The sequence below is a fragment of the Jiangella sp. DSM 45060 genome (assembly GCF_900105175.1).
In the GTDB taxonomy this organism is placed as follows: domain Bacteria; phylum Actinomycetota; class Actinomycetes; order Jiangellales; family Jiangellaceae; genus Jiangella.
The window spans coordinates 5,804,199-5,818,227 of sequence record NZ_LT629771.1 but is presented as its reverse complement, the minus strand read 5'-3'; the positions used below and the strand labels follow the sequence as shown (position 1 = coordinate 5,818,227).

Annotated in this window: 11 protein-coding genes; 5 read left to right on the top strand and 6 right to left on the bottom strand. The window is 73.1% G+C overall.

The genetic code is table 11. The features are described from left to right. Positions 1 to 13 precede the first annotated feature (13 nt). Together BLU82_RS26010 and BLU82_RS26005 are read right to left on the bottom strand one after the other, a co-directional pair. A complete protein-coding gene (locus BLU82_RS26010) occupies positions 14 to 616 on the bottom strand; it encodes a dienelactone hydrolase family protein (RefSeq protein ID WP_092623865.1) in 603 nt (200 codons plus the stop codon). A gap of 35 nt (positions 617 to 651) precedes the next feature. Continuing rightward, positions 652 to 2,109 carry an NCS2 family permease gene (locus BLU82_RS26005; RefSeq protein WP_092623864.1) on the bottom strand — a complete coding sequence of 486 codons (1,458 nt, stop codon included), beginning with the start codon at positions 2,107 to 2,109 and terminating at the stop codon, positions 652 to 654. A gap of 94 nt (positions 2,110 to 2,203) precedes the next feature. Here BLU82_RS26005 and BLU82_RS35305 point away from each other — a divergent pair, with 94 nt between their 5' ends. The 3 genes from BLU82_RS35305 to BLU82_RS25990 all read left to right on the top strand — a co-directional run bounded on the left by BLU82_RS35305 (position 2,204) and on the right by BLU82_RS25990 (position 5,842). After that, positions 2,204 to 3,646, top strand: a complete 1,443-nt coding sequence (locus BLU82_RS35305) for a DUF2530 domain-containing protein (protein WP_197682474.1) — start codon at positions 2,204 to 2,206, stop codon at positions 3,644 to 3,646. Positions 3,647 to 4,034: 388 nt separating this feature from the next. Continuing rightward, a complete protein-coding gene (locus BLU82_RS25995; RefSeq protein WP_231947584.1) occupies positions 4,035 to 4,526 on the top strand; it encodes a MarR family winged helix-turn-helix transcriptional regulator in 492 nt (163 codons plus the stop codon). After that, positions 4,523 to 5,842 (top strand): MFS transporter, encoded by a 1,320-nt coding sequence (locus tag BLU82_RS25990; protein WP_092623863.1) that lies wholly within the window; start codon positions 4,523 to 4,525, stop codon positions 5,840 to 5,842. Before BLU82_RS25995 ends, BLU82_RS25990 begins: the two co-directional genes overlap by 4 nt. Before the next feature lie 3 nt (positions 5,843 to 5,845). Here the strand turns inward: BLU82_RS25990 and argS are convergent, their stop codons facing one another. Next, positions 5,846 to 7,573, bottom strand: a complete 1,728-nt coding sequence (gene argS / locus BLU82_RS25985; protein ID WP_092626297.1) for an arginine--tRNA ligase — start codon at positions 7,571 to 7,573, stop codon at positions 5,846 to 5,848. 53 nt (positions 7,574 to 7,626) lie between these two features. Here argS and thpR point away from each other — a divergent pair, with 53 nt between their 5' ends. Next, the gene (thpR, locus tag BLU82_RS25980) at positions 7,627 to 8,229 is read left to right on the top strand and encodes an RNA 2',3'-cyclic phosphodiesterase (protein WP_092623862.1); all 603 of its coding nucleotides are present in this window, start codon (positions 7,627 to 7,629) and stop codon (positions 8,227 to 8,229) included. Positions 8,230 to 8,686: 457 nt separating this feature from the next. Here the strand turns inward: thpR and serC are convergent, their stop codons facing one another. Together serC and BLU82_RS25970 are read right to left on the bottom strand one after the other, a co-directional pair. Then, positions 8,687 to 9,814, bottom strand: coding sequence for a phosphoserine transaminase (gene serC, locus BLU82_RS25975; RefSeq protein ID WP_092623861.1), 1,128 nt, complete (start codon positions 9,812 to 9,814; stop codon positions 8,687 to 8,689). A 146-nt stretch (positions 9,815 to 9,960) separates the two neighbouring features. Next, positions 9,961 to 11,067: a citrate synthase 2 gene (locus BLU82_RS25970; protein WP_092623860.1), complete on the bottom strand. Its 1,107-nt coding sequence runs from the start codon at positions 11,065 to 11,067 to the stop codon at positions 9,961 to 9,963. Positions 11,068 to 11,236: 169 nt separating this feature from the next. Here BLU82_RS25970 and pdxH point away from each other — a divergent pair, with 169 nt between their 5' ends. After that, positions 11,237 to 11,887, top strand: coding sequence for a pyridoxamine 5'-phosphate oxidase (gene pdxH, locus BLU82_RS25965; RefSeq protein WP_231947582.1), 651 nt, complete (start codon positions 11,237 to 11,239; stop codon positions 11,885 to 11,887). A 1,429-nt stretch (positions 11,888 to 13,316) separates the two neighbouring features. On the opposite strand, the gene BLU82_RS25960 is transcribed toward pdxH, so the two are convergent. Then, on the bottom strand, positions 13,317 to 13,994 hold the full coding sequence (locus tag BLU82_RS25960; RefSeq protein ID WP_172885706.1) for a hypothetical protein: 678 nt from the start codon (positions 13,992 to 13,994) through the stop codon (positions 13,317 to 13,319). Positions 13,995 to 14,029: the final 35 nt, after the last annotated feature.

Sequence of the window (14,029 nt, the reverse complement as noted above, 5' to 3'; positions counted from 1 at the left end):
GATCGGGGGTGGGTCAGCGCCCCCGATCTTCACATGCCGCGATGAACTCCAGCGCACGGCCGTGCATGAGACCGGCCGCGTCGGCGTCGTACTCGCCGGTCAGCGACGGATCGGCGAACAGGTGCGCCGCGACCCCCGGGTAGCCGAAGTAGTGGTACTCGGCGCCGGACGCGGCGGCGGTCTCGGCGAACTCGCGGTTGGCGTCGTCTTCGCGGAACGGGTCGAGTTCGGCCTCGTGCACCTGGACCGGGACGGCGGAGGGCCACAGTTCGGCGCCGACCGCCCGCACCGGCACCGAGCCGTGGAACGACAGCGCACCCCGCGCCCCCGGCCGCGACGTGACCAGGTGCACCACGGAGATGACGCCGTTGGAGTAGCCCGCGTAGACGACGTCGGGCCGGACGCCGTCGACCGCCGCGTCGGTGCGTCGCAGCAGTTCGTCCTGGCCGCCGTATTTCTCGAGGAACTCGAACGCCTCGTCGTAGTCGTCGAAGACCGCGCCGCCGTAGAGGTCGGGCACATGGACGACATGACCGGCCGCGCGCCACTGCTCGGCGGTCTGCAGCACCCCGGGCCGGAGCCCGAGGACGGAGTGGAACAGCACGATCTCGGTCATGTCAGCGTTGTATCAGCCGGCACCGACAGGGTCGGTCAGCTCACGCCGAGCAGGTCCTCGATCGGCGTGATCGCGAAGTAGACCACGAACAGCGCCGCGATGATCCACAGCAGTGGGTGCAGCTCGCGCACCTTGCCCTTGGCCAGCTTGATGATCACGTACGACAGGAAACCGGCGCCGATGCCGGTGCTGATCGAGTACGTGAACGGCATCAGCGCCAGCGTCAGGAACGCCGGGATCGCGATCTCGAGGTCGTCCCAGGCGATCTCGCGGACCTGCCCCATCATCAGGAACCCGACGAGCACCAGCGCGGGCGCGGCGGCCTCGTTCGGCACCATCGCCACGACCGGCGCCAGGAACGTCGCGAGCAGGAAGCAGAGGCCCGTCACGACGCTGGCCAGGCCGGTGCGGGCGCCCTCGCCGACGCCCGACGCGGACTCGATGTAGGACGTGTTGCTCGACACCGACGCCGCGCCGCCGGCCGCCGCGGCCACGGAGTCGACCAGCAGGATCTGCGTCGTCTTCGGCGGGTTGCCGTGCTCGTCCAGCAGCTTGCCCTCGGCGCCGACCGCGACCATCGTCCCCATCGTGTCGAAGAAGTCGGCCAGCATCAGCGTGAACACGAACAGCAGCACGCTCACGACGCCGACGGACTCCCACGAGCCGAGCAGGCTGAAGTTCCCGAGCAGCGAGAAGTCGGGGAGGTCGACGATCTGGTCGGGCCACTGCGGCGCGTTGAGGTTCCAGCCGCCAGGGTTCTCGGCGGACGTGCCGAGGTCGGCGATGCTCTCGACGACGACCGCCAGCACCGTCGTGCCGATGATCGTCCACAGGATCGCGCCGCGCAGCTTCAGCGAGTACAGCACGATCACCGCGATCAGCCCGGCGCAGAACACCGCCACCGGCCAGGTCGTCAGCGAACCGCCCTCGCCCATCCCGATCGGCGGCGACGGATTCCCGGTCGACCGCACGAACCCGGCGTTCACGAAGCCGACCAGCGCGATGAACAGGCCGATGCCGACGCTGATCGCGGTCTTCAGCTGCCGCGGGACCGCGTTGAACACGGCCTGCCGGAACCCCGTCAGCACGAGGACCAGAATCACCAGGCCCTCCATCACCACCAGGCCCATGGCGTCGGCCCACGTCATCTGCGACGCCAGCCCGAACGCGACGAACGCGTTCAGGCCGAGGCCCGCGGCCAGCGCCAGCGGGAAGTTCGCGACCACGCCCATGGTGATCGTCAGCACGCCCGCCACCAGCGCCGTCGTCGCCGCGACGGCCGCGAGGTCGGGCGCGTCGCCGCCGCCGAGGAAGGTGCCGTCGACGTCGGCCACAGTGCCGATGATCAGCGGATTCAGCACGATGATGTAGGCCATCGTGAAGAACGTGACCACGCCGCCGCGGACCTCGCGGCCGATCGTCGATCCACGCTCCGCGATCTTGAAGTAGCGGTGCAACGCGGTGGGCTCGCTCGTCGTCTCGGTGTCGCTCACGGGCGTGAGGATGCCAGAAGATCGTCGCGGGACGAATACGGCGGGCTGTGGATCGGCTCGCCGCGACGGATGCGGCCGGGCTAGCCTGGGACATATGGCGAAGCGTCGGCGGCGGTCCCCGGGGGAGCCCGAGGTCGAGGTCGAGGCGGCCGAGACCGATGAGGTTCAGCCGCTCGACCTCGACGGTGTCCGCACGGTCGCGGTCGTCACCGTCCTCTGGGCGGTCGCGTTCGTCCTGCTCGCGCTGCGCATGGACACCCTGCAGGAGGAGGGCCGCGGCTGGTGGGTCTGGACCTGCCTCGCCGGTGTCGGGCTCGGGCTGCTGGGCCTGGAGTACACCCGCAAGCGGCGCGACGCGCTCGAGTTCGAGCGCGAGGAGGCGGCCGCCGAGGCCGCGGGTCTTGCCGGTGACGACGACGGTGCTGCCGGCGGCGAGGTGCTGACGCGCGGCGAGGTCATCGCCCGCGACGGTGACGACGCCCGGGCTGCTGACCCACGGGCTGCCGACCTGCCGACGGCCGGTGGGCCGTTCGCGGGCCGGCCGCAGAGCGCGCCCGACTCCGTCACGCGGCCCATCGACACCGGCGGCAACCTCCCGCTGGTCCGTCCTGACACCACCCGCGCCGACGCCACCCGCGTCGACCTCCCGCCCACCCGGCCCGGCGAGCGCCCGCCCTTCGCAGCGACGGGGGAGCGACCGGCCGCGGGCCAGCGGTCCGGTCCGGGCACCGGTGAGCACCCCGTCACACCCACGGGCCAGCGCCCGGTGCCGAGCGCCGAGCACCCGGGCGCGCCGACCCGCCAGCGTCCGGGTTCCGGCGCCGCCGAGCGTCCCTTCGCGGCGACGGGGGAGCGGCCGGCTCCGGGGCAGCGGTCCGGTCCGGGCACCGGTGAGCACCCCGTCACGACGACCGGCCAGCGGTCGGTGCCGGCGACCGGTCAGCAGCCACTCCCGCCGACGACCGGCCAGCGGCCGGCGCCTGTGCAGCGCCCCGCGGCCCCACAGCGACCGGCCGCACCCCAGCGACCAGCCGCCGCCTCGCCGCCCGGCCCGGCGACCGGTGAGCGCCCAGTGACCGGTGAGCGTCCGGTGACCGGTGAGCGTCCGGTGACCGGTGAGCGTCCGGTGACCGGTGAGCGTCCGGTGACCGGTGAGCGTCCGGTGACCGGTGAGCGTCCGGTGACCGGTGAGCGTCCGGTGACCGGTGAGCGCCCGGCCGCGCCGTCCCGGCCCACGACCGGCGACCGTCCGCTTCCGCCGCCGACTCGTCCGGCCATGCCGCCGCGGCCGAGCGGCACCGAGAGCCCGTCCGATCGCCGTCCGGCCCCGCCGCCCCGCCGCACGCCGGCCTCCGAGCTGTTCGGCGACGCGCCGACGCGTCCGGCGCCGTCCCCGCTGGACGACGACGAGCCGCTGCTCGACACCACGTTCGGCGGCCGCGGCGCCGTCGCCGACGAGCCGGCCGCCGAGGCCGACGACACCGAGGGCGGCAGCCGTTACCGCGGCCGCCGCGCCCGCCGCTCCGACTCCGCCTGACCTGTCGGCGGCCCGCTGCCCACATCTGCCGACGCTTCGCGCCGGCACCCCGGCATCAGCTGCCGTCGAGCCGCCATCCGCCGCCGCGTACCCACCGCCGACCCCACCGACGGCACCTGCGGGCACCCGCCGCGCCGACACCGCTTGACCCGCCGCCGACATCTGCTGACGCCTCGCGTCGGCACCCGCTGGCACCCGCCGCGCCGACACCGCTTGACCCGCCGCCGACATCTGCCGACGCCTCGCGCCGGCACCCGCCGCATCATCCGCCGTCGCGCCGCCATCCGCCGCGCCCCCGAACCGGCCGGAACCGGGAACAACCGCGCCAGCACCAAACCACCAGGACGCGACTGGCCTTTAGCAAAGGTAATGAGTTAGACTAAGCAAAGTGCCAGCCGCGAAGATCTCCCAGAACACCGCGCCCCAGAGCCAGCCGGCGCGCTCGGGCCCGGCGCAGCCGCGTACCCAGGCGGGCCTGGCCAGCTCCCTCCGCATCGCCGTCGGTCGGCTGAACCGCCGCATCCGCAACCAGCGCGAGGACGATTCCCTGACGCTGAACCAGCTGTCCGCGCTGGGCATCCTGGAGCGCAAGGGTCCGCTTCCGGTGGGCGAGCTGGCCGCGTGCGAGCGCATCCGCCCGCCGTCCATGACGCGCATCGTGTCCGGCCTCGAGGAACTCGGTCTCGCCGTCCGCGAGCCCGACCTCGACGACCGCCGCGTCATCAACGTCCGCATCACCGAGGCCGGCAAGGCGCGCACCGCCGCCGACCGCAAGCGCCGCGACGCCTGGCTGACGCACAAGCTGCGCGACCTCTCGCCGGACGAGCGCGAGCGGCTGCGTGCGGCGCTGCCGGTGCTCGAGAAGCTGGCCGGCCTGTGAGTCCTACCTTCCATTCCCTCCGGCACCGCAATTACCGGCTGTACTGGTCGGGGATGTTCCTGTCCAACGTCGGCACCTGGATGCAGCGCATCGCGCAGGACTGGCTGGTGCTGGTCGTGCTCGGTGGCGGCGCGCAGGCGGTCGGCATCACGACGGGCCTGCAGTTCCTGCCGTTCCTGCTGGTGGCGCCGTTCGGCGGGCTGCTCGCCGACCGGTTCGACAAGCGCCGCCTGCTCATGCTCACGAACTCCTTCCTGGGCGTGGTCGGGCTGACGCTCGGTGTACTGACGCTCACCGGGGTGGCGCAGATCTGGCACGTCTACGTGCTCGCGTTCCTGCTCGGCGTCGGCACGGCGCTGGACAACCCGTCCCGTCAGGCGTTCGTGTCCGAGCTGGTCGGCCGCGACGATCTCACCAACGCGGTGGCGCTGAACAGTGCGTCGTTCAACGCGGCGCGGCTGATCGGCCCGGGCATCGCCGGCATCCTCATCGGGCTCATCGGCACCGGCTGGGTGTTCGTGCTCAACGGCGCGTCGTTCATCTCGCCGATCCTGGCGCTGGCGCTGCTGCGCGGCACCGTCGCACGGCCGAAGCGCGACCCCGAGCGGGCGGGCACGCTGTCGCAGCTGCGCGAGGGCGTGACGTACCTGGGGTCGCGGCCCGACCTGCTGATGGTCGTCGCGATCATGTTCGGCCTCGGCACCTTCGGCATGAACTTCCAGATGACCATGGCGCTGATGGCCACCGACGTCTACGACAAGGGCCCCAGCGAGTACGGCCTGCTCGGCTCGATCATGGCCATCGGCACGCTGTCCGGCGCGCTGGTCGCGGCCCGGCGCAAGGTGCCGCGACGGCGGCTGATCGTCGGCGGCGCCGTGGTGTTCGGTGTGTTCGAGGTGGCGGCCGGGCTGATGCCGACCTACGCGCTGTTCGCGGTCTCGCTGATTCCGCTCGGCATCATCGCGATGACGGTCATGACGGCGGCCAACGCGTACGTGCAGACGACGGTGCCGCAGTACGTCCGCGGCCGGGTCATGTCGCTCTATATGATGATCTTCATGGGCGGCACGCCGTTCGGCGCCCCGGTCATCGGCTTCGTCGCCGACGCGTTCGGCGCCCGCTGGTCGCTGCTCGGCGGCGGCATCCTGACGGCGGCGTTCGCCATCGCCGCGCTGGTCGTGCTGGCCCCGCGCAGCGGTGTCGTGGTGCGGACGCGGCTGCGGCCGCGGCCCGGGCTGGTGGTCGTCACCACCCCGCCGGCGCCGGCGCCCAGGCTGGCGCCCGCCGACGAGCCGGCCCCGGTGCGGGTGGCCTGACGCTCACATCCGCTCGGGCGCCGCGATGCCCAGCAGCGCCAGGCCCTCGCGCAGCGTCGCCTTGGTCAGGCGGCACAGCGCGAGCCGGTTGCCGCGCGACGGCTCCGGCGCCGTCAGCACCGGGCATGCCTCGTAGAAGTCGGTGAACGCCCGCGCGGTGTCGTAGAGGTACGTGCACAGCCGGTGCGGCTCCAGCGTCGCGGCGACGTCGGCGAGCGTGTCGCCGAACGCGTCGAGCGCCAGCCCGAGCGCCCGCTCGGCCGGGTGCAGATCCGTCGTCGGGTCGACGACGGGGTCGGCCTCGCCCTCGGCGCGGCGCAGGATCGCGGCGATGCGGGCGTGCGCGTACTGCAGGTAGCCGCCGGTGTTGCCGGTGAACGAGACCATGCGGCCGACGTCGAACGTGTAGTCCTTGGTGCGTGACGTCGACAGTTCGGCGTACTTGACCGCGCCGATGCCGGTCAGCTCGGCGACGCGGTCGGCCGCGGCGGGGTCGAGCGACGGGTTCTTCGCGGCGACGACGGCCCGGGCGCGCTCGACGGCGGCGTCCAGCAGGCTGCCGAGCGTGACGGTGTCGCCGGCCCGGGTGCGGAACGGGCGTCCGTCCGGGCCCAGCACCGTGCCGAACGAGACGTGCGCGACCTCGACGTCGCCGGGCAGCCAGCCGGCCCGCCGCGCGGCCTCGACCACCAGCCGGAAGTGCAGCGCCTGCCGGGCGTCGACGACGTAGAGGACGCGGCCGGCGCACAGCTCGCCGACCCGGTACCGCAGCGTCGCGAGGTCGGTGGTGTCGTAGCCATAGCCGCCGTCTCGCTTGCGCAGGATCAGCGGCACCGGCGCGCCGTCGGGCCCGGTCTCCGTCGCGGACAGGACGACCACCGCGCCGTCGCTCTCCACCGCGACGCCGGCCCGCGTCAGCTCGTCCACCACGCCGGCCAGCCGGTCGTTGTAGAACGACTCGCCGGCGGAGTCGGCTGGGGTGAGCAGCACGTCGAGGCGGTCGTAGAGCCGCCGGAACGCCGCCTCGGACGCCGCCACGATCTCCCGCCAGACGGCGATCGTCTCGGGGTCGCCGGACTGCAGCGCGACGACCCGGGACCGGGACCGGCCGGCGAACGCCTCGTCGGCGTCGAACCGGGCCCGCGCCTCCCGGTAGAGCTGGTCCAGCGCGGCCAGGTCGCCGTGCCGCCAGGCCGCCTCGGGGTGCTCGTCGAGGTACTGGATGAGCATGCCGAACTGCGTGCCCCAGTCGCCCAGGTGGTTCTGCCGGACGACGTCGTCGCCGAGCCGGCCGAGCACACGGGCGAGGCAGTCGCCGATGATGGTCGAGCGCAGGTGCCCGACGTGCAGCTCCTTCGCGATGTTGGGCGCGGAGTAGTCGATGACGACGCGCCGGCCGGCCTCGGCGCGCGGCACGCCGAGATCGTCGCGCGCCAGCCGCGCGGCCACCCGCCGCCACACCGCCGGCGCCGCCACCGTTAGCTCGAGGAACCCCGGCCCGGACACCCGGACGCCGGCCAGCAGGTCCGTGCGCACCGCCTCGGCCACGCGATCCGCCAGCTCGGCCGGCGCCCGGCCGGCCCGTCGGGCCAGCGCGAGGGCGGCGCCGGACTGGAAGTCGGCGCGCTCACTCGGCCGGACCAGCGGGTCGGCGCCGGTCAGCGCGGGATCGGCGACGGCGATGCCGTCGGCCACCGCCGCGGCGACCTCCGTCAGCAGTGAGCTCGTCATGCGCAGCCATGGTGGCAGCGCCCGCCGCGGCCGCGCCATGCAATTGTTGGCGCGTGAGGCTGTTCGCCGCGATCGAGCCGTCGCCCGAGGCGGTGGCGCAGCTGGCCGCCGCCGTCGACGGCGTGCGCGACGACGTGCTGCGCTGGTCCGACCCGGCCGGCTGGCACCTGACGCTCGCGTTCTACGGCGAGGTCGGCGTGGACCAGGTCGACGAGCTGACCGAGCGGCTGGCCCGGGCGGCCCGCCGGCACCCGGCGACACGGGCGCGCATCGCCGGCGCCGGACGGTTCGGCCGGACGGTGCTCTGGGCCGGCATCGACGGCGACGGCGCCGCTCTGCGCGCGCTGGCGGGGTCGGCGGGCGCCGCCGGCCGCCGGACCGGCGTCGGGACGGACGACCGGCAGCGGTTCCGGCCGCACGTCACACTGGCCCGCGCCCGCGGTGACGCCCGCGGGCGTGGCGATGTACGCGGGCGTGGCGATGCTCGCGGCCGCGGCGGCGCCGACCTGCGGCCGTACGTTGCGCGGCTCGCGTCGTACGCGGGACCGTGGTGGGACGCCGGCGCCGTGACACTGTTCCGGTCGCACCCCGGCGGGCCGGGGCACAGCCCGCGGTACGAGCCGCTGGCCCGCTTCGCGCTGACCGGCCGCCGCTGACACCGTCAGAACAGGGTCGCCACCGCGACGACGAGCACCATGAGGACCAAGGCCGCGGTCACCAGTTGCCGGGTGGTCTTCGGGCGCACCGTGGCCGCCTCCTTCACAGGGTCGTCGGGGTCAGCTTACGCGTCGGTCTCCGCGCGCCGAACCGCTGGTCGTCGCGGTGAATTCACCGTTCAGTGACCAAGTCGATGACTAAGTGATCTGGCGTTGCAAATACGTTGCGTGCGGGCCTCCTGCCAGCACGAATCGACGTTCTACTGCCGTAGATTGCTGACCGCGTGGCCGACCGTCAGAGGGACCGAACGGATGATCCCCCTAGTCGTCGCCGACCTCTATGGTTGTGTCAGGAACACGACGGGGGAATGGGTTCCTGCGAGTAAGTGGAACCAACAACGCGCCCGGCCGCTGACACGAATCGCGGCCGGGCGTTGTTATTGACAGTTTCGGTGACCTACGCGCCGAGCTTCTCGACGACGAAATCGATGCACGCGGTCAGCGCCTCGACGTCGGCGGGGTCGACCGCCGGGAACATCGCGACGCGCAGCTGGTTGCGGCCCAGCTTGCGGTACGGCTCGACGTCGACGATGCCGTTGGCGCGCAGCACCTTCGCCACCGCGGCGGCGTCGATGCTGTCGTCGAAGTCGATGGTGCCGACCACCAGCGAGCGCGCGTTGGGGTCGCTGACGTACGGCGTGGTGTACGGGGTCTTGTCGGCCCAGCTGTACAGGTGGCCCGACGACGCCGTGGTGCGGCCGACGGCGAACTCGAGGCCGCCGTTGCCGTTGAGCCAGTCGAGCTGCTCGGCCAGCAGGAACAGCGTCGCCACGGCTGGGGTGTTGTACGTCTGGTCCTTGGCGGAGTTGTCGACCGCGGTCGGGAGGTCGAGGAACGCCGGGACGTACCGGTCGGTGGCGGCGATCTCCTCGACCCGGGCCAGCGCGGCCGGCGAGAACGCCGCGATCCAGAGGCCGCCGTCGGAGCCGAAGTTCTTCTGCGGCGCGAAGTAGTAGACGTCGGCCTGGGTGGGGTCGACCGGCAGGCCGCCCGCGCCGCTGGTGGCGTCGATGAGTACCAGTGCGTCGTCGGCGGCGCCCTGGACCCGGCGGACGGGTGCCATGACGCCGGTGGAGGTCTCGTTGTGCGGCCACGCGTAGACGTCGACGCCGTCCTCGGCCACGGGCACGGGCAGCGAGCCCGGCTCGGCCTTGACGATGCTGGGCTCGTCGAGCCACGGCGCGGTCTTCGTGACGGTGCCGAACTTCGACGAGAACTCGCCGAAGGAGAGGTGCTGCGCCTTCTGGCGGACCAGGCCGAACGCGGCCGCGTCCCAGAACGCCGTGGTGCCGCCGTTGCCGAGCACGACCCGGTAGCCCTCGGGCAGGCCCAGCAGGGCGGCGACGCCCTCGCGGACGCGGCGGACCAGGTTCTTCACCGGCGCCTGCCGGTGCGAGGTGCCGAGGACGGCGCCGCCCTGGGCGGCGAGGGCGGCCAGCGCCTCGGGACGGACCTTGCTCGGGCCCGCGCCGAACCGGCCGTCGGCGGGCTTGAGGTCGTCGGGGATCTGCACAGTGTCGGTCATGGCTGCGCTCCGTGTCGGGTGTCCGGTGGGTTACGGAAGTGTGACGACACTGTCAGGTAGGCCATTGTGCCGCATGTTCCCGGGCATGCGAGCGCCGGTCCGTCAGATGACACGGACCGGCGCGTGGCGTCGTACGTCGCTGGTGGTCAGGCGGCCCAGGCAGGGCTCCAGCCGGGGACGGTGTCGGGGGTGCGGGCGCCCGGGCCGGTGTACTTGGCGGACGGGCGGACCAGCCGGCCGGTCTTCTTCTGCTCGAGGATGTGCGCGCACCAGCCGGCCGTGCGGGCCGAGGTGAACATCGACGTGAACATGTTCGCCGGGACCTCGGCGAAGTCGAGCACGATGGCGGCCCAGAACTCCACGTTGGTGGCGAGCACGCGGTCGGGCTTGCGCTCGTGCAGCTCCGACAGCGCGGCCTTCTCGAACGCCTCGGCGACCTCGTAGCGGGGCGCGCCCAGCTCGCGGGCGACGCGGCGCAGCGTGCGGGCACGGGGGTCCTCGGCGCGGTAGACGCGGTGACCGAAGCCCATGAGCCGCTCGCCGCGGTCGAGGATGCCCTTCACGTATCCGACGGGGTCGCCGGTGCGCTCGATCTCCTCGATCATGGCCAGCACCCGCGACGGGGCGCCGCCGTGCAGCGGGCCGCTCATCGCGCCGACGGCCGCGGACAGCGACGCGGCGACGTCGGCGCCTGTGGACGCGACCACTCGTCCAGTGAACGTCGACGCGTTCATGCCGTGCTCGGCGGCGGACGTCAGGTAGGCGTCGACGGCAGCGGTGTGGCGGGGGTCGGGCTCGCCGCGCCAGCGCACCATGAACTGCTCGACGATGCTGCCCGCCCGCGCCACGACGTCGTCGGGAACAGGCGCCTGACCGGCGCCGACGCGCGCCGACTGGGCGACGAACGAGAGCATGGCGGACGCGCTGCGCGCCAGCTGGTCGCGGGCGTCGTCGTCGCTGGTGTCGAGCAGCGGCTGGAAGCCCCAGAGCGGCGCCAGCGTGGCGACCGAGCTCTGCACGTCGACCCGGACGTCGCCGGTGCGGACCGGCAGCTCCAGCGGCTCGGCCGGCGGCAGGCCGGGATCGAACGCGCCGTCGACCAGCAGACCCCACACGTTGCCGAACGGCACCCGGCCGACCAGGTCGTCGATGTCGACCCCGCGGTAGCGGAGCGCACCGCCTTCCTTGTCCGGCTCGGCGATCTGGGTCTCGAACGCTACGACACCCTCAAGGCCATGCTTGACCTCGGTCATTGACATCTCCATTCGTGGTGCGCTCGCGGGCCCCCACGACCATCATGCCCCGCAACTGGTGGCTCTCCACAAGTTGCGACAATGTGAATGTGCGGTTTCCCACAGTGGCCTCCGCCACGTCCCTGTGGTGGGCGGCGTTCTGTCTGGCGGGGGTGACAGAGTGGAGGACGTGGAGGAAGGACTGCCGCGCATGCGCCGCCGGTACACGTCCGGGCGGCTGCTCGAAGGCGACCTCGCGCCCGACCCGTTCGACGAGTTCCGCGCCTGGCTGCACGACGCCGTCACCATGGGCATGGCCGAGCCCAACGCCATGGTCCTCGGCACCACCAGCGCCGACGGCCGGCCCAGCAGCCGAACGGTGCTGCTCAAGGGCATCGACGACGGCGCTTTCGTCTTCTTCACCAACACCGGTTCCCGCAAGGCGACGGAGATCGCGGCCAACCCGTGGGTGTCGCTGTGCTTCCCGTGGATCGCCATGGAACGCCAGGTCCTCGTCTGCGGCGCCGCCTCGGCGGTGTCCCGGGAGGCAACGCTGGCGTACTGGCTGACCCGGCCGCGGGAGTCCCAGATCGGTGCCTGGGCCAGCCACCAGTCCGCGGTCATCGGCACCCGCGCCGACCTCGAGGCGGCGGCCGCGGCGGTGGGCGAGCGGTTCCCCGACGAGGTGCCGCTGCCCGACTTCTGGAGCGGCTACCGGGTGGTGCCCGACACCGTGGAGTTCTGGCAGGGCGGGGTGGCGCGGCTGCATGATCGGCTGCGGTATCGGCGTGCTTCCGGCGGCCCGGATGACGCCTGGGTGGTGGAGCGGCTCGCTCCCTGAGTTCCGTGGGCCGTGGACCGGGGCGCGTTGGCCGGGCGCCCGTTCGTTGGGTTTGCCGCGTTGGCCTGCCCCCTGCTGCTCTCCATTGTCGAGGGCGCGGGAGGCCGCCTCAAGCGGACCTTCTGCTTGGCGCTTCGCGCGACGGAGGACCGCTTGACCCGGCCACCCGCGCCCCCGTGAAAGCAGCATCAGGGGGCCGGCCGGAAGATGGGCCCGGCTTCCAGCTCTGCAGGGGTTCGGGTCCGCTGGCCGTTCACGGGTCGCAGATGGTGTTCCGGCTACCGGCTCCGCTGTGGTGACGGGTCCGCTGGCCGCTGTCGGGTGGCCCGGCGTTGCTACCGGCTCCATTGCGCAGACGGGACCGCTGGCCGCTCACGCTGGCTGGGTGGGTCCGGCCACCGGCTCCGCTTTGGTGACGGGTCCGCTGGCCGCTGCCGCGCCGAGATCATCCAGGATTCGGGTGATCACGCCACAAAACCTGGACGATCTTGGCGTGAGAGTCCGGGCACGTCGCTGAGCGGCTGACCGAGCACCAACGACGGGGCGCGGAAACGGCGCGGATCAGACGACGGCACCAGAGTCGCGTCGCGTGGTGGTAAGTCGACCCCTCCCGGCCCGGGTGGGGCCCACCCTACGGGCGGGCACCGACAACCTCGCGCCGTGAACGCGCCGCTGCGCTTGTAGCGCAGCGGGCCAGCGGGCCAGCGGGCTGGCGGGCGAGCGGGCTGGCGGGCGAGCGGGCGAGCGGGCTGGCGGGCGAGCGGGCGAGCTGGCGGGCTGGCGGGCTGGCGGGCTGGCGAGCGGCTCTGCGCGGCTCGTTGCCCGCCGGCTGCCGCTTGGCCTGCTTGGGTCGCGGCCAGCTCGGCTATCGGCGTGGCTCGCTGGGTGGCGGCAGGGCTGCGGTGCGGGTTCGCTGGGGTGGCGGCCGGCGAGGCTGTGGCAGAGGTTCGCTGCCCGCTCACGTTGCGCGCCGGCCGCTTCGAGAGCGCGCGAGCGCGTGCTGGCGGCGTGCGGCGACGGGCAGAACGCGATTCCGGCGATCGACATCAGCGCCGGCCGATCGAAAGGCCGGCCGGCGGTGCCGCGCCCAGCGGCGGGCGCCGGGAACGTCCCCAGAAATGGGACGACCCGTGGGCTGCTTCCACGCTGAGCGACACACGGTCGTCAGTCGTGGCCCGGACGGACCAGCGCCGGGAGCCCACGGGTCGGGTGACTGCTCGGTAGTGCCAGCAACCAAGCCGGCGAACCGCTGGGGTCACCCCCAAGTCCTGCGACGAGCAGGGCTGCTAGCGAGCAGCCACCTCACGAGTCCGATAGCTATTCATCTACTGGACCACCTCCTCTCCGTGTGCCCACCACGTTATGCGCCCACCCGACCCCGCGGCAACGCCTTTTTCGCGGGGTGAACGCGGGAACAAAACAGGGTGAGTCAGGCGATCGCGATCCAGGTGGATCGGGCCCGGCCGAGCACCCGGCCGTCGGCGCCGTAGAGGGTGGAGTCGGTCCAGGTCTTGCGGCCCTCGGTGCCGACGAGCGCGCCCATGACCAGGCACGACTCGCTGGGCAGCGGGAGGTCCGAGACGGCGGCGGTGATGCGGCCGAGCACCATGGGGCGGCCCTCGATGGGCGCCGACCAGCCGCCGGGGCAGTCGAGAGCGGCCCAGACGAACTCGGGGGCGCCGGCGACGTCGGCGGCGACGGACCAGAGGCAGGCGGTGCGGCCGTCGCCGACGCGACCGGGGAACAGTCTGAGTCCGTCGTCGGGGGAGCGCTCCGGGCCGCAGACGAAGCACTCGGGGAACGGGTGGGCGGTGAAGCCCGGGTACCGCGCCGAGATCTCCGCGACCTCCTCGACGGGGACGGGCGGGACGGCGGCGAGGTCGTCGGGGGCGGTGGCGACGACGGCGACCAGGGTGGAGCCGTCGAACAGCTCCAGGGCGTCGGGCGCCGACGACCGCACCGTCAGCGGTGTGTCCAGTGGCGGCGGCGTCCGCAGCGTGACGGTCGCCGGACCGTCGCCGAGGCGGCTCGCCAGCAGGCCGGCCACGTACCCGCCGTTGCCCGACGTCGTGGGACCGCGGAACCGGGACCGCACCGTCACCGTCATGGTCACCGAGGGTAGCGATACGGTGCGCATCGAGA